Raw genomic sequence first — 15,457 nt, forward strand, 5'->3', positions numbered from 1 at the left:
GATGATCGCCGTTCTGCGCCGCCGCCGGATCGTCGGCACCGCCGTCTATACCGGCATCGGTCTGGCGATCCTGTTCTTCCAGCTGATGCCGCTCAATCCCGGCCAGCCGGGCCTGCCCGGCCCCGACCTCACCCTCTGTCTGACCTTCGCCTGGGTGCTGCGCCGTCCCGACCAGTTGCCGGCCGTCATCATCGCGGCCCTGGCGCTGATTGGTGATATCCTGCTCGGGCGTCCCTTCGGATTGTGGAGCCTGATGGTGCTGATCGCGACGGAATTGCTGCGCCCGCGCGCCTGGCGATGGGCCGATCAACCATTCTTGTTCGAATGGCTGCGGGTGGCCATGCTGTTGGGCTTGATGATGATCGGCGCGCGGCTGATGATGATCGTGTTCCTGTTGCCGGTGTCGGCGCTGGGACCGGTCATGCTGCAATGGCTGGCGACGGTGATCGCCTATCCGCTGGTGGTGGCCTTCGTGCGCGCGTTGGGGGTGCGCCGGATCAGCACCTCGGAACTGGAAATGATGGGAAGCTGATGCGCAAGTCACCCAAGGACATTGTCGACAGCGCGCGGATCATCTCGCGCCGCGGGGTCATGCTGGGGGTGATCCAGGCGGCCGTGATCGGCACTTTGGGAATGCGCCTGCGCTCGATGCAGGTCGAACATGCGGACGAGTTCCGGCTGCTCTCGGATGGCAATTCGATCAAGATCCGGCTGCTGCCGCCGGCGCGCGGGCTGATCCATGACCGCAACGGCGTCGTCATCGCCGGCAATGAGCAGAATTACCGCGCCACCATCACGCGAGAGCTGGCAGGCGATGTCGAGCAGGTCATCGCCAAGCTGCGCCATCTGGTGCCGATGACGGATGCCGAAGCGGCGGCGATTCTGGAAAACATCGCCAAGCGCAGCGCCATCACGCCGGTCAGCATCGGCGATCACCTGAGCTGGACCGAGTTCAGCTCCATCGCCGTGAACGCGCCCGCGCTGCCCGGCGTGCAGCCGGAATCGGTGCTGTCGCGCGTCTATCCGCGCAATGGCGACTTCTCGCACGTGCTGGGTTATGTCGGACGGGTGTCGGATTACGACCTGTCGAAGATGGAAAACCCCGATCCGGTGCTGATGCTGCCGGAGTTCCAGTTCGGTAAGGTCGGCGCCGAAAGCAAGCTGGAAGGCATCCTGCGCGGCAAGGCCGGCACCCGCAAGGTCGAGGTCAATGCCGCCGGCCGCGAAATGCGCGAACTGTCGCGACAGGAAGGCCAGCAGGGCGCCACCGTGCAGATGACGCTGGATGCGGGGCTGCAGAACTATGCCGTGCAGCGCCTGGGCGAGGAATCCGCCGCCGCCGTGGTCATCGACGTGACCAATGGCGACATCATGTCCATCGTCTCGAATCCGGGCTTTGACCCGAACCTGTTCGTGCGCGGGATTTCCGCGGCCGACTACAAGGCGCTGATGGAACATGACCATCGCCCGCTGGCCGACAAATCGGTGCAGGGCATCTATCCGCCCGGCTCGACCTTCAAGATGGTCACGCTGCTGGCGGCGCTGGAATCGGGCCTCGTCAACGAGGGCACCCGCTATTACTGCAACGGCGCGTTGGATGTCGCCGGCCGCAAGTTCCACTGCTGGAGCAGGGGCGGTCATGGCAGCGTCGGCGCCGTCGAAAGCCTGATGAAGTCCTGCGATGTCTATTATTACGAACTGGCCCGCGCCATCGGCGTCGACCGCATCGCCGAGATGGCGCGCAAGCTGGGCATCGGTGTTGAACACGACCTGCCGATGTCGGCGGTGGCCACCGGCATCGCCCCCGACCGGGCATGGAAGAAGGAACGCTTCGACAAGCCCTGGGTGGTCGGGGATTCGCTCAACGCCTCGATCGGGCAGGGTTTCGTGCTGGCCTCGCCGCTGCAACTGGCGGTGATGACCGCGCGAGTGGCCACCGGGCGCGATGTCAAGCCGCGCCTCGTGCGCGCGATAGACGGCGTTCCGGTTTCGGTGGCCCCTTTCGCCGATCTGGGCCTGTCGCCCAAGAATCTGCGCACCGCCCAACGCGGGATGGATGCGGTGATGAACGCGCCGGGCGGGACGGCCGGCAAGTCGCGCATCGTGGCCGAGCAATGGCGCATGGCCGGCAAGACCGGCACCAGCCAGGTCCGCAACATCACCGCGGCCGAGCGGGCCCGCGGCGTCACCCGCAACGACCAGCTGCCCTGGAACCGCCGCGACCACGCGCTGTTCGTCTGCTACGCCCCTTATGAGGCGCCGAAATACGCCGTCTCCGTCATCGTCGAACATGGCGGCGGCGGGTCGGCCGTGGCGGCGCCGATCGCCCGCGATATTCTGCTTTATGCGCTCTCGGGGGGCGTGCCGCCGCTGTCGGCCTATCCCGCAGGGCAGCGCGACCAGATCGAGGAGATGCACCGCAACATGCGCCTCATCACCCCGATGGCCGGCAACACCAGCGGAAGGACGCGGGCATGAGCTATCTCGACTACAAGGTCGCCGAGACCCCGCGCGGGTTCCGCAAGCTTCTGGCGCTGAACTGGCCGCTGGTGTTCCTGCTGGCGGCGGTCGCCTCTGCCGGGTTCCTGATGCTGTATTCGGTGGCGGGCGGCAACATCGACACCTGGGCGCGGCCGCAGATGGAGCGTTTCGCCGTCGGCATGGTGCTGATGATCGGCCTCGGGTTCGTGCCGATCTGGTTCTGGCGCGGGATCTCGGTCGGCGCCTATATCGTCTGCGTGCTGCTGCTGGTGGCAGTGGATGTGATCGGCCATGTCGGCATGGGTGCACAACGCTGGCTGGATCTGGGTCCGATCAAGCTGCAACCGTCCGAACTGATGAAGGTCGCCCTGGTGCTGCTGCTGGCCGCCTATTACGACTGGCTGGACCTGAACAAGGTCTCGCGGCCCTTGTGGGTGCTGATCCCGGTGCTGCTGATCCTGCTGCCCACCGCGCTGGTGCTGCAACAGCCCGATCTCGGCACCTCGCTGCTGCTGCTGATGGGAGGGGCGATCGTGATGTTCGCCGCCGGCGTCAGCCTGTGGTATTTCGCCGCTGTCATCGGCGCCGGCGTGGGCCTGGTCTGGACGGTGCTGGAAAGCCGCGGGCAAAGCTGGCAGCTGCTGCATGACTATCAGTTCCGGCGCATCGACACCTTTCTCGATCCCTCGCAGGATCCGCTGGGCGCGGGTTACAACATCACCCAGGCGCAGATCGCGCTGGGATCGGGCGGTTGGTCGGGGCGCGGCTTCATGCAGGGCACCCAGTCGCGGCTGAACTTCCTGCCGGAAAAGCAGACCGACTTCATCTTCACCACCCTGGCCGAGGAGTTCGGCTTTGTCGGTGCCGGCACGCTGCTGGCGCTTTATGCGCTGATTATCGGCTTCTGCCTGTATTCGGCGCTGACCAATCGCGACCGCTTTGCCAGCCTGCTGACCATCGGGATCGCCGGCACCTTCTTCCTGTTCTTCTCCATCAACATGGGCATGGTGATGGGGCTGCTGCCGGTCGTGGGCGTCCCGCTGCCGCTAGTCAGCTATGGTGGGACGGCGATGATGATCCTGCTCATGGCCTTCGGCATGGTCCAGTCGGCCCATGTCCATCGGCCAAGATAATCCGCCACCTTACCAGCACCGCAACGGGTGAAACGACCCCTGACGCGCTTCGCGATGGCGACCGGACGCGTGCGGGCGTTGCCATTGCCCGCCTCAGCGACAGCAGAGCCCGCCCTATTCTGGTGACAGCTTCAGCGTCGAGCCGGTCCCGACCATCCCGGCCATGCCTCCGCCGCCCCCCGGCTGTGGGTGTAGCGCTGCGGCGCCGCGAAAATCCGACATTGTTCCCCGCATCCGTTCCGGCCATAGATCGGGGCATCCCGCCACCGGTCGCCCCGCCCCCCTGACCGTGCCCGTAGGAGAGCGCTGATGAAAGTTCTGTTCGCCGCCGATGGCTGGGAGAAATGGGCCCCCGCCATCCGCGCCGCCTGCCCCGAGGCAGAGCTGCTGCAAACCGCACGGCCCGACAGCGTCGATGCCATCATCTATGCCCCGAACGGGCCGGGCTGCGATTTCGCGGCCTATCCTTCGGCACGGCTGGTGCAGAGCCTGTGGGCCGGGGTCGAACGCATCGCGCCGGACCCGCGCCTGACCCAGCCCTTGGCGCGCATGGTCGATCCGGGACTGCGGCAGGGGATGATCGACTATTGCGCGGGCTGGGTGTTGCGCCTGCATCTGGGGATGGACCGCTATGCGCAGGACGGCATCTGGCGCAACGATCTGGTGCCCCCGCTCGCCACGCAACGCCGGGTCACCGTGCTGGGCACCGGCGCGCTTGGCCGGGCGGTGGCAGGGGCGTTGAAGGGGCTGGGCTTTGACGTGGTCAGCTGGTCGGCCTCGGGCCGTGCTGTGCCGGGGGTGCCCGCATTTGCCGGGCCGGAGCTGCCGCAGGCATTGGCGCGGGCCGAGATCCTGCTGTTGCTTCTGCCGGACACGCCGCAGACCCGCGGCCTGCTGAATGCCGAGGCACTGGCCCTGCTGCCAAAAGGCGCCGCGATCATCAATCCCGGCCGTGGCACCCTGCTGGACGAAAGCGCGCTGCTGAGCGCGCTGGATGGCGGCCATATCGCCCAGGCGGTGCTGGATGTCTTCCAGACCGAACCGTTGCCGCCAGAGCATCCGTTCTGGGCGCATCCCCGCGTGGTGGTGACGCCGCATATCGCCGCCGAAACGCGGGTCGAGACTGCGGCGACGGTGGTGGCCGAAAACCTGCGCCGGGTCATACGGGGCGACGCGCCCCTGCATCTCGTCGATCGGGCGAAAGGCTATTAGAAGCGCAGGATCGGCGGCCGGTCGGGGTCGCTGCCGGGCGCGCGGGGGGCCGATTTCCTCGCCGGCTCGGGCGCGACGGGTTCCAGTTGCAGGCGCAGCGCGCGCTCGGGGATCGGCAGGTCAAAGGCCACGTCGCAGGGCTGCGGCAGCGGCGGCAGAAAGGCGATCAGCTCGGCCAGGGCCTTGGCGACCAGCGGGCGATGGTCCTCGGCAACGCCCGACAGCACGATCAGGTGGCCCTGCGCGCCATTCGGCCAGTCCGCCGCCACCAGCGCCGCGCCCGCCACCAACCCCGCCATAGCGGACAGCCGCGCCGCCAGCGGCTCGGCCAGTGCCGCGACCATCTCAGGCGCGGGGGCGGTCAGCCGGGCGGGGGCGGCCTGATCCTCGGCCGGGGCGGATTGCAGCGCCTGCGCCAGCCAGCCCAGCGTCGCCGCGTCCAGCAGCATTTCCGAGGCCGCGCCGGGATTGACCATCACCGCGATCCCTTCGCGCGCCAGCATCGCCGCCAGCGCCCGGCCGGGCAGCGCGACATGGGCGACAGGCTCGGCAAAGAACGCGGCCAGACGGTCCTCGGCATCGGCGGCGACGGCCAGGCGACCGGTGGGCAGATCGAACAGGCGCAGCTCGACCCGCTCGCCCTCGGGATCGCGGGCGAGCGCCACGAAGATCTCGGTATCGGCCAGCCGGTTCAGCACCCGCGCGCGCGCGGCATCAGGCAGATCGTGAAACGGCACCGCGCAAAGCGCGTCAAGCGGGGTCATTCAGCACCTCCTGCACTCGGGCGCGCAGGGCCGGCAGCAGGTCATCGGCGAACCAGCCATTGCGCTTGAGCCACCCGGTATTGCGCCACGAAGGATGAGGCAAGGGGAAGACCGCCGGCGCGTGGTCGCGCCAGCCCGCCACGGTCCCGGTTACGCTCCCCTTCGCACCCAGATGCCAGCGCTGCGCGTGGCCGCCCACCAGCAGCGTCAGGCGCGGGTTCAGTTGCGCCAGCACCCGCGCCCGCCAGGTCTGCGCGCAGATCGGCGGCGGCGGCAGGTCCGCGCCCTTGGCGTCATAGCCGGGAAAGCAGAAGGCCATGGGCACGATGGCGATGCGATCGCGGTCATAGAATGTCTCGGGCGGCACCCCCATCCAGTCCCGCAATCGCGCGCCCGATGGATCGTCGAAAGGCTTCCCGCTGGCGTGAACCCGCGCGCCGGGCGCCTGCCCGACGATCAAAAGCCGCGCGCCCGGCCGAAACCAGACCACCGGGCGCGGCGCATGGGCGGTCGCGGTCGTTGCAAAACGGCCAGCACAAAGGTGGCAACCGGAGATCTCATCGGTCAGGAGCACGGGTGTCATTTCCCCCAGTTAGGGACTGACGGCGCCCGATTGAATGGCAGGGGATTAACTTCGCATAAACCAGGCCTGCAGGGACTGATGGACTTCGCGGCGCAGCTTGCGTAATTTCGGCGGGGAAATGATGTTATGGCGTGCCCCAGCCATCCGTGGGGGCGATTGGTAACGGTTGATGCTGGAATTTGACAATGTTTCCAAATCCTTCTGGACGGGAACGCAACGAAAGGTAATCCTTGACCAGGCCTCTTTCCGGGTTGAACTGGGCCGGTCACTGGGCATTCTGGCCCCGAACGGCACCGGCAAAACGACGCTGATCAACATGATGTGCGGGCTGGAAAAGCCGGATGAGGGGATTATCCGCCGCCACTCACGGATTTCTTTTCCGCTGGGCTTCATGGGTGGGGTGATTCCCAAACACACCGCCAATGAAAACGCCCGCTTCATCGCCCGGATCTATGGGCTCGACCCGGATTATGTATCCGCCTTCACCCGCTGGCTGACCGATATCAAGGAATATTTCGATATGCCGGTCGGCACCTATTCGGCGGGGATGCGGCAGCGCTTCGTGTTCGCGCTGCTGCTGTCGCTGGAATTCGACATCTACCTGATCGACGAGGGGATGCCCAATGCCACCGATGTCGAATTCAACCGCAAGGCCGGACGCGTGCTGAACGAACGGCTGGAAAAATCGACTGTCGTGATCGTGTCCCACAGCCCCGAGATCCTGGAAAAATTCTGCCGCGAGGCCGCAGTTCTGCGCGACGGCAAGCTCTATATGTTCGAAACGCTGGACGAGGCGAAACAATACTATGACTACACCGCCTAGGGTTCGCATCTATCATACCAAGCGCCGCGATTCGGGGCTGAACGCGCAGGAAGACGCCGCGCGGGAAGCGGCCGAAGACACCCAGGCGGCCGTCCGCACCACCGGCGCTGCCGGTCCCACCGTTCCCCCGGCCGCTTCCGAAGAACCCGTGCCCGAGAAACCAGCGCCCGAGGAATCAGCGGCCGACCTGCCCTCGCGGGTTGCGGCGGTGCAGAAGGAGGGGCTGACGGGCCGGCAGTTGCGGCTGGCGCGGCGCATCGCGGCCATGCACGGCATCGACGTCGCCAGCGACGAGGAGGCGGTAGTCCTGCTGCGCGAGCGCGGGGTCGATCCCTTCCACCGTTCATCGCTGTCGCAACTGGTGGCCAGCACAGGCCAGACCGCGAACCGGACACAATCTGCCGGCGGCCAGATCATGCTGCGGGCCGAAGCGCCGACACCCGCCCGACAGCCCCGCGTCGGCACGGTCGTCCCCTCCGAGGAAGCCGGCCAGCCGCGCCTACCGGCGCGCGAGGCGCTGAACGAGGAAAAGCGCGCGACCGAGATCTACCGCATCCAGCGCGACATCGCCCGGCGCCGGCGGATCCGCCAGTTCTGGCTGGCGGTCCGGCTGCTGCTGCTGGTCGGTCTGCCCACCGCCCTTGCCGGGTGGTATTACTTCAATGTGGCGACGCCGCTTTACGAAACCAACTCGCAATTCATGATCCAGCAGGCCGATACGGCCATGGTGGCCAGCGGCAATTCGATCCTGAGCGGCATCCAGCTGAACCCCGATTCGGTCTCGGTGCAGAGCTATCTGACCTCGAAGAACGCCATGCAGCGCCTCGACGAGGAGGTGGGCTTCAAGCAGGCCTTCCAGGACCCGTCGCTGGATCCGCTGCTGCGGCTGAACCCGCAGGCGACCGATGACGACGCCTACAAGACCTACAAGAACATGGTGAAGGTCGGCTATGATCCGACCGAAGGCGTGCTGAACATGCAGGTCATCGCCCCCGACCCCATGCTGGCCGAGAAATTCTCGACCGCGCTGATCCGCTATGCCGAGGGAATGGTCGACGACATGACCGCGCGGGTGCGCAGCGACCAGATGGCAGGGGCGCAGAAGAACTATGCCGATGCCGAGGCCCGCGTTCGCGAGGCGCAGGACGCGGTGCAGAACCTGCAGGAACAGCTGGGCGTTCTCGATCCCGTGTCGGAAAGCCAGCTGGTAATGGGCCAGGTCACGCAGATGCAGTCCGAGGTGATCAAGAAGGAACTGGAGCTGGCCCAGCTTCTGTCCAACCCAAGTCCCAATACCAGCCGGGTTGAAGGGGTGCGCGGCGACATCGCGCGCCTGCAGGAACTGATTGCCGTCAAGCGTGCGGAACTGACCGAAGGATCGGGCGACCGCGGGTCGCTCGCGCAGGTCACCGGCAAGCTGCGCATCGCCGAGGCCGATCTGGTCACCCGCCAGACGCTGCTGGCCGGGGCTGCCGAGCAGCTTGAAATCGCGCGGGTCGAGGCCAACAAGCAGGTCCGCTATCTGTCGTTGTCCGTCGCGCCCGTGCCACCCGAAAACGCCACCTATCCCAAGGCCCTCTCGAACACTGTGGTGGCCTTCCTTATATTCATGGGGATTTATCTGATGCTGTCGCTGACGGCATCCATTCTCCGGGAACAGGTATCCACATGAAGCACGTCCAGATCGGCAATATCACCACCGGCAATGACCTTCCGCTGACCGTCATTGCAGGTCCCTGCCAGCTGGAAACGCTGGACCATGCGCTGATGATCGCCGACACCATGGCCAAGGCCTGCACCGATGCGGGCGCGGGCTATGTCTTCAAGGCCAGTTTCGACAAGGCCAACCGCACCTCGCTGAAGGGCAAGCGCGGCATCGGCATGGATGAAGGCCTGCGTATGCTGGAGGAGGTGCGCGCCCGGATCGGGGTGCCGGTCCTCACCGACATCCACGACATCGAACAGGCCCGCGCGGCGGGGGCGGTGGTGGACGTGATCCAGATACCGGCCTTCCTGTCGCGGCAGACCGATCTGCTGCTGGCCGCAGGCGAAAGCGGCGCGGTGGTGAATGTCAAGAAAGGTCAGTTCCTCGCCCCCTGGGACATGCCCAACGTGGCGGAAAAGGTCGCCTCGACCGGCAATGACAAAATCCTGCTGACCGAGCGCGGCGCGAGCTTTGGCTATAACACGCTGGTCACCGACATGCGCTCGTTGCCGATCATGGCGCGCACCGGCTATCCGGTGATCATGGACGCCACCCACTCGGTCCAGCAACCGGGCGGTCAGGGCGGTTCGTCGGGCGGTCAGCGCGAATTTGCGCCGGTCATGGCGCGCGCCGCCGTGGCTTTGGGGGTCGCCGGCGTATTCATCGAGACCCATCAGGACCCCGACAACGCGCCTTCGGACGGCCCGAACATGATCCGTCTGGATCAGATGCCCGCGCTCGTGGCCAGCCTCATGCAGTTTGACGCGCTCGCCAAAACGGACCCGGTGATGGGCGCGTGAGACCGCGGCTGGCGGAGATCCTGCGCGCGGCGCTGGTGATCGGCCTGCTGGCCCTGACGCCGCTGTCGCTGCCCGCGCAGGAAACCCCCGGCCAGCCCGACGGCACCATTGCCGTCACCCCCGACGCGCGCACCGACGCCGCCATCCGCGATCGGATCCGCGACATCCTCTCGGGTCTGCAGGGCTATGACGACGTCACCGTCAGCGTGGATGCCGGCATCGTGACGCTTGGCGGGACGGTGCTGGACGGGGCGGCGCTTGACCGGTTGGACCGGCTGGTTTCGCGCGTTGACGGCGTCGTCGAAATCGAAAACCGCGTGCAGGAGACGACCAATCTCGGCAAGCGCCTTGCGCCGGTGGCGCAACGCTTCCGCGAACGGCTGCTGCAATGGACCGCCTTCCTGCCGCTTCTGGGCGTGGCCATCGCGGTGGGGGCGCTGATCGTCTGGATAGGCGCGATGCTGTCGCGGCTGCGCCAGCCCTGGGACCGCATCTCGCCCAACCCTTTCATCGCCGAGATCCTGCGCACCGCCATCCGGCTGGGTTTCTGGATCGCGGCCATCGTGGTGGCGCTGGATATTCTGGGCGCGACGGCATTGCTGGGGACGTTCCTCGGCGCGGCGGGGATCATCGGCATCGCGCTTGGTTTTGCGGTGCGCGACACGGTGGAAAACTTCATCGCCTCGGTCATGTTGTCGCTGCGTCAGCCCTTCCGCCCCAACGATCTGGTCGAGATCGAGGGCAATACCGGTCGTGTCCTCAGCCTGACCAGCCGCGCCACCACATTGCTGTCGCTGGACGGCAATCATATCCGCATCCCCAATGCGACCGTCTTCAAGGCGGTGATCACCAACTATACCCGCAACCCGCAGCGCCGCTTCAGCTTTGATCTGGGGGTTGATGCGGGATCGGATCTGGGAGCGGTGCGCGAATTGGGCCTGCGCACCTTGCAGGCGCTGGATTTCGTGCTGCCTGCGCCCGAGCCGGCGGTCTGGGTGGATGACGTGGGCGATTCCGATGTGGTGATCCGCTTCACCGGCTGGGTCACCCAGCAAGGGGTGGAGTTCAACAAGGCCCGTGGCGAGGCGATCCGCGTCGTCAAGGAAACGCTGGAAGCCGCAGGCTATGGTCTGCCCGAGCCGATATACCGGGTCCGGCTTGAGGAGGTCCCCCCCGCGGGCCTGCCCGAGCCTCATCCGTCGCCGGACCGGGCCCCTGCCCCGCCACCTCCCGCGCCGGACATGACGCCCGATGCCGCGTTCGAGAAGCTGGTTGAGGATGGCAAGCAGACGGGCGAGAAAAACCTGCTGTCGAACCACGCGCCGCAAGAATAGGTCAGCTAGAGCCCCGCCGGTTTTCCCGGCGACCCCGGCTGTCGCGGCGCGCGCCTGAAGCCCCGCGCCGAATGCGCGGGCGACCGGCGCAGCCTGAAACCGGCTGTCATCGCGAGAGGCTGAAACCCGAAGCGGCCGCCGGCGGACAGTCGGGAATTAAAGCACTTCGTCCAGAAGCTCCATCGGGCGGATCAGCCGTGTGCCCCTCGGCCCGACCACGATAGGACGGTTCAACAGCACCGGATGGGCCTCGATCGCGTCCAGCAACTGCGCGTCGGTCAGGGTGGGATCGCCCAGCCCCAGTTCATAATAAGGCGTGCCCTTCTGCCGCAGCAGCCCGCGCACCCCCAGCCCGCTGTCTTTGGCCAGCCGCAGCAGATCGGCGCGCAATGGCGGGGTTTTCAGATATTCGATCACCTCCGGCTCGATCCCGCGGGACCGGATCTCGGCCAGCACATTGCGCGAGGTCGAACAGCGCGGCAGATGATAGATCGTGACGGGCATTCGTCTTCCTTCCGTTGCTGCCGCAGCACTGGAAGCGCGGCGCCTTCTGGCCTATATGTTCATGCAAAGAACAGGACGCACAGCATGAACGACAATCTGATCGAAGGCGAGCCGCTGATCCGCCCCTCGACCACCGAACATCCCCTGTATGACCAGGTCGTCGAGGCGTGCAAGACCGTCTTCGACCCGGAAATTCCGGTGAATATCTACGATCTCGGGCTGGTCTACACCATCGACATCTCGGGCGAAGGAGTGGTCAAGGTCGTCATGACGCTGACCGCGCCCGGTTGCCCGGTCGCGGGCGAGATGCCGGGCTGGGTCGCTGATGCCGTCGAAAGCATCCCCGGCGTGCGTGAGGTGGATGTCGAAATGACCTTCCAGCCGCAATGGGGCATGGACATGATGTCTGAAGAAGCGCGGCTGGAGCTGGGGTTCATCTGAACGCAGCCCGCAACGCGGCAGCCCCGGCACAGGACATGTTCGACCACGCCCTCTCCGGCGGGTTGCTCGCGCCGCCTACCAATGCGGCGGGCGCTGATCGGCCAGCGGGATGGTGCCGCCTTCGGCTTCGCGTTCAGCCTCGCGTTCCATCAGCATGCCGATGCGGCCCTGCAGGCGCGTGATCTCGCGCCCCTGCGCTGCGACCACATCCGACAGATCCTCGACCATGCGCGTCAGATGCGCGATGCCTTCTTCCAAAGGCTGCAACTTGTCCATGCCGTCCATCTCCGTTAAGCCGCACAACGAGACCGGAGACAGGTTCCATGCCGCAAGACAACAAGAAAACGCCCCGCCCGAAGGCCGAAACCCCGAAGGGCTTTCGCGATTATTTCGGCGCAGATGTGACCGAACGCAAGGCGATGCTGGATCGCATCGCCGAAATTTACCATCTGCACGGGTTCGAGCCGCTTGAGACCTCGGCGGTGGAAACGGTCGAGGCGCTTGGGAAATTCCTGCCCGATGTCGACCGCCCCAATGCCGGCGTCTTCGCCTGGCAGGAGGAAGACGTGCCCGGTGGCGGTCGCGGCGACTGGATGGCGCTGCGCTATGACCTGACCGCGCCGCTCGCGCGGGTCGCGGCGCAGTTCCGCAACGATCTGCCCGCGCCCTATCGGCGCTATGCGATGGGTCCGGTCTGGCGCAACGAAAAGCCGGGTCCGGGGCGTTTTCGCCAGTTTTATCAATGTGATGCGGATACTGTGGGCAGTGCTTCTGTGGCGGCGGATGCCGAAATCTGCGCCATGCTGGTTTCGGCATTGCAAGGCGTGGGTATTGCGCGCGGCGATTATCTGGTGCGGATCAACAATCGCAAGGTGCTGAACGGCGTGCTGGAGGCCACCGGAGTCGAGGACGGTCGCGCGGCGGATGTGCTGCGCACCATCGACAAGTTCGACAAGATCGGCGCCGAGGGCGTGCGGCAATTGCTGACCGTGGGCCGCAAGGACGACAGCGGCGCCTTCATCGATGGCATCGGCCTGACCGAAACGCAGGCCCGACCGGTGCTGGATTTCCTGACCTCGAAAGGCGCCGGCAATACCGAAACGCTGGACAACCTGACCCGCGCCGTCGGCGCCTCCGCCATCGGGGCCGAGGGTGTGGACGAGCTGCGCCAGATCGCCGACATGCTCGCGGCGCTCGGCGTGGGCGAGGATCAGGCGGTTATCGACCCCTCGATCGTCCGGGGCTTGGGCTATTACACCGGCCCAGTTTTCGAGGCCGAACTGACCTTCGAGATCCTTGACGAGAAGGGCCGCAAGCGGCAATTCGGCTCGGTCGCCGGCGGCGGGCGCTATGACGGGCTGGTCGAACGCTTCACCGGTCAGAAGGTGCCGGCGACCGGCGTTTCCATCGGCGTCGACCGGCTGCTGGCCGCTTTGCGCGCAAAGGGGCTGGCCGGTCAGGACGCACGCGGCCCGGTGGTCGTCACCGTCATGGACCGCGACCGCATGGCCGATTATCACGCCATGGCCGCCGAACTGCGCGCCGCCGGCATCCGCGCCGAGGTCTATCTGGGCAACCCGAAAAACTTCGGCAACCAGTTGAAATACGCCGATAAACGCGCCTCGCCGGTGGCTATCATCCAGGGCGGCGACGAGGCGGCGCGCGGCGTGGTCCAGATCAAGGACCTGATCCTCGGCGCGAAACTCGCCTCCGAGGTCAGCCACGAGGAATGGAAATCCCAGCCCGCCCAGACCGAGGTTCCGCGCAGCAATCTGGTCGAAGCGGTGCGCGAGATGCTGGCCAGATGGTGACCAAATCCGCCAAGCAGGAGATCGGGCAGCGCCTTCTGGCCGCCTTCCGCGAGGCCGGCGCGGCCGAGATCGCGCCCGACATCCTGCTGGATGCGGCCACCCTGCTTGACCTTTACGGCGAGGATATCCGCGCCCGCGCCTATGTCACCACCGATCCGGTCCGGGGCGAAGTGGTGCTGCGCCCCGACTTCACCGTCCCGGTCGTCCAGACCCATATGGATGGCGGCGCCGAGCCGGCGCGCTATTGCTATCTGGGCGAGGTCTTCCGCAAGCAGGATCATGGCGACACCCGCCCCGCGCATCCGCGCGACAACGAATATCTGCAAGCGGGCTTCGAACTGTTCGCCCGCGATGCCGAAGCCGACGCGGAAATCTTCGCCCTGTTCCACCGCCTGCTTCAGCCTTACGGGCTGCATGCGGCGATGGGCGACATGGACATTCTGCTCGACGCCATCCGCGCCCTGCCGGTGTCCGAGGCGCGGCGCGCCGCCCTGCTGCACCATGTCTGGCGCCCGATCCGCTTCGCCCGGCTGCTGGCGCGGTTTTCCGCCCCCGTCGCCCCGCGCGACCTGGCCGACAGCGGCGCCCCCTGGACCGGCCTGCGCACCGGCCCCGAGATGGAGGCGCGCCTCGCCACCCTCGCCGCCGAGGCCGATCTGCCGCCCCTCTCGGCGGAATGGACCGACCGGCTGACGCGCCTCTTTGCCATCGACGCCCCCGCGCCCGAGGCGCTGCGCCAGTTGCGCGCGCTGGCGCAGGACATCCCCGCCATCGCCGAGGCGGTCGAGCGTCTGTCCTCGCGCCTCGACCAGATCGCCGGGCGTGGCATCGACCCGGCGACGATCCGCTTCGAAGCCAGCCATGGCCGCGAAAGCATGGAATATTACGACGGCATGTCCTTCGCCTTCACCGCCGACCGCGCCGACTGGCCGCCCGTCGCCTCGGGCGGGCGCTATGACGCGCTGACCGCGCAACTGGGCGCGGGCCGCGCCATCCCCGCCGTCGGCGGCATCATCCGCCCCGGCCTGCTGGCCGAACTGGAGGCCTCATGCTGAAGCTGGGCGTGCCGTCCAAGGGGCGGCTGATGGAGGACACGTTCCGCTGGTTCTCCGACCGCGGCATCGGGCTGTCGCGCGCCGGTTCCGACCGCGAATATGCCGGCCGCGTCGAAGGCGCCGACCTGACGCTGGTTCTGCTGTCGGCGGGCGAGATCCCGCGCGAGCTTGCCTCGGGCCGGATCGACCTTGGCGTCACCGGATCGGATCTGGTGCGCGAGAAACTGGCCGGATGGCGTTCGGACGTGCGCGAGCTGGCGCTGATGGGCTTCGGCCATGCCGACCTGGTGCTGGCCGTTCCCGCCTGCTGGCGCGATTGCGAAAACCTTGACGATTTTGCCGCCATCGCCCGCCAGTTCCGGGGCGATCACGGCTTTCGTCTGCGCATCGCCACCAAATATCACCGGCTCGTGCGCGCCTTTCTGGCCGAGCATGAGGTGGCGGATTACCAGCTTGTCGACAGTCAGGGCGCGACCGAGGGCACCGTCGCCAACCTGACCGCCGAAGCCATCGCCGACATCACCAGCTCGGGCGAGACGCTGCGCGCCAACCACCTGAAGATCCTGCCCGACGCCCTGATCCATCCCAGCCAAGCGACGCTGTTCGCCTCGCTGAAAGGCGATCAGGCCGAGATCGACCGATTCATCGCGGGCCTGCACGCCTGATCACCGGCCCCGCGTCGCGCCGGTCTGCGGCGCGTCCGATCTTCGGCGGGTGCAGCACAGGAACCGATGGCCGGCTTGCGGGATCCAGGCAAACGCCGGCGCGTCATGCAAATGGCCGCGAGCGCACAGATCGTGCATTACGGGAA

16 protein-coding genes are annotated in these 15,457 nt (G+C 66.7%); 12 read left to right on the plus strand and 4 right to left on the minus strand.

Features of this window, described 5'->3' with window-relative positions; all coding sequences use genetic code 11:
- Position 1 precedes the first annotated feature (1 nt).
- The 4 genes from H1S04_RS04970 (at position 2) to H1S04_RS04985 (ending at position 4,826) form a co-directional block, all read left to right on the plus strand.
- On the plus strand, positions 2–532 hold the full coding sequence (locus tag H1S04_RS04970; protein ID WP_181744423.1) for a rod shape-determining protein MreD: 531 nt from the start codon (positions 2–4) through the stop codon (positions 530–532).
- Positions 532–2,478, plus strand: a complete 1,947-nt coding sequence (gene mrdA, locus H1S04_RS04975) for a penicillin-binding protein 2 (protein ID WP_181744424.1) — start codon at positions 532–534, stop codon at positions 2,476–2,478. Before H1S04_RS04970 ends, mrdA begins: the two co-directional genes overlap by 1 nt.
- Positions 2,475–3,614 (plus strand): rod shape-determining protein RodA, encoded by a 1,140-nt coding sequence (gene rodA, locus H1S04_RS04980; protein WP_181744425.1) that lies wholly within the window; start codon positions 2,475–2,477, stop codon positions 3,612–3,614. Before mrdA ends, rodA begins: the two co-directional genes overlap by 4 nt.
- A 309-nt stretch (positions 3,615–3,923) precedes the next feature.
- Entirely contained in the window at positions 3,924–4,826 is a 903-nt protein-coding gene (locus H1S04_RS04985; RefSeq protein ID WP_181744426.1) for a glyoxylate/hydroxypyruvate reductase A, read from the plus strand.
- Here the strand turns inward: H1S04_RS04985 and H1S04_RS04990 are convergent.
- Together H1S04_RS04990 and H1S04_RS04995 are read right to left on the minus strand one after the other, a co-directional pair.
- Positions 4,823–5,590: an SseB family protein gene (locus H1S04_RS04990; RefSeq protein WP_181744427.1), complete on the minus strand. Its 768-nt coding sequence runs from the start codon at positions 5,588–5,590 to the stop codon at positions 4,823–4,825. The genes H1S04_RS04985 and H1S04_RS04990 overlap by 4 nt on opposite strands.
- Positions 5,577–6,173, minus strand: coding sequence for a uracil-DNA glycosylase family protein (locus H1S04_RS04995; RefSeq protein WP_181744428.1), 597 nt, complete (start codon positions 6,171–6,173; stop codon positions 5,577–5,579). Before H1S04_RS04995 ends, H1S04_RS04990 begins: the two co-directional genes overlap by 14 nt.
- A gap of 169 nt (positions 6,174–6,342) precedes the next feature.
- Here H1S04_RS04995 and H1S04_RS05000 point away from each other — a divergent pair, with 169 nt between their 5' ends.
- Genes H1S04_RS05000 through H1S04_RS05015 form a run of 4 tightly spaced genes read left to right on the plus strand, consistent with a single transcriptional unit; the run spans position 6,343 to position 10,835 of the window.
- Positions 6,343–6,996: an ABC transporter ATP-binding protein gene (locus tag H1S04_RS05000; protein WP_181744429.1), complete on the plus strand. Its 654-nt coding sequence runs from the start codon at positions 6,343–6,345 to the stop codon at positions 6,994–6,996.
- Positions 6,980–8,668 carry a capsule biosynthesis protein gene (locus tag H1S04_RS05005; protein ID WP_181744430.1) on the plus strand — a complete coding sequence of 563 codons (1,689 nt, stop codon included), beginning with the start codon at positions 6,980–6,982 and terminating at the stop codon, positions 8,666–8,668. The genes H1S04_RS05000 and H1S04_RS05005 overlap by 17 nt, the downstream gene beginning before the upstream one ends.
- Positions 8,665–9,501, plus strand: a complete 837-nt coding sequence (gene kdsA / locus H1S04_RS05010; RefSeq protein ID WP_181744431.1) for a 3-deoxy-8-phosphooctulonate synthase — start codon at positions 8,665–8,667, stop codon at positions 9,499–9,501. Before H1S04_RS05005 ends, kdsA begins: the two co-directional genes overlap by 4 nt.
- On the plus strand, positions 9,498–10,835 hold the full coding sequence (locus H1S04_RS05015; RefSeq protein ID WP_298946246.1) for a mechanosensitive ion channel domain-containing protein: 1,338 nt from the start codon (positions 9,498–9,500) through the stop codon (positions 10,833–10,835). The genes kdsA and H1S04_RS05015 overlap by 4 nt, the downstream gene beginning before the upstream one ends.
- A gap of 156 nt (positions 10,836–10,991) precedes the next feature.
- On the opposite strand, the gene arsC is transcribed toward H1S04_RS05015, so the two are convergent.
- On the minus strand, positions 10,992–11,339 hold the full coding sequence (arsC, locus tag H1S04_RS05020) for an arsenate reductase (glutaredoxin) (protein ID WP_181744432.1): 348 nt from the start codon (positions 11,337–11,339) through the stop codon (positions 10,992–10,994).
- A gap of 84 nt (positions 11,340–11,423) precedes the next feature.
- Here arsC and H1S04_RS05025 point away from each other — a divergent pair, with 84 nt between their 5' ends.
- Positions 11,424–11,780, plus strand: coding sequence for an SUF system Fe-S cluster assembly protein (locus H1S04_RS05025; RefSeq protein ID WP_181744433.1), 357 nt, complete (start codon positions 11,424–11,426; stop codon positions 11,778–11,780).
- 75 nt (positions 11,781–11,855) lie between these two features.
- Here H1S04_RS05025 and H1S04_RS05030 read toward each other — a convergent pair whose 3' ends face one another.
- Entirely contained in the window at positions 11,856–12,065 is a 210-nt protein-coding gene (locus H1S04_RS05030; RefSeq protein ID WP_181744434.1) for a SlyX family protein, read from the minus strand.
- 38 nt (positions 12,066–12,103) lie between these two features.
- On the opposite strand from H1S04_RS05030, the gene hisS reads away from it, so the two are divergent.
- Genes hisS through hisG form a run of 3 tightly spaced genes read left to right on the plus strand, consistent with a single transcriptional unit; the run spans position 12,104 to position 15,311 of the window.
- A complete protein-coding gene (gene hisS, locus H1S04_RS05035) occupies positions 12,104–13,591 on the plus strand; it encodes a histidine--tRNA ligase (protein WP_181744435.1) in 1,488 nt (495 codons plus the stop codon).
- The gene (locus tag H1S04_RS05040; RefSeq protein ID WP_181745400.1) at positions 13,588–14,646 is read left to right on the plus strand and encodes an ATP phosphoribosyltransferase regulatory subunit; all 1,059 of its coding nucleotides are present in this window, start codon (positions 13,588–13,590) and stop codon (positions 14,644–14,646) included. Before hisS ends, H1S04_RS05040 begins: the two co-directional genes overlap by 4 nt.
- Positions 14,640–15,311, plus strand: coding sequence for an ATP phosphoribosyltransferase (gene hisG, locus H1S04_RS05045; RefSeq protein ID WP_181744436.1), 672 nt, complete (start codon positions 14,640–14,642; stop codon positions 15,309–15,311). The genes H1S04_RS05040 and hisG overlap by 7 nt, the downstream gene beginning before the upstream one ends.
- The last annotated feature ends 146 nt before the right edge of the window (positions 15,312–15,457 follow it).

This window comes from Paracoccus sp. S1E-3, from assembly GCF_013868135.1.
Classification (GTDB): domain Bacteria; phylum Pseudomonadota; class Alphaproteobacteria; order Rhodobacterales; family Rhodobacteraceae; genus Paracoccus.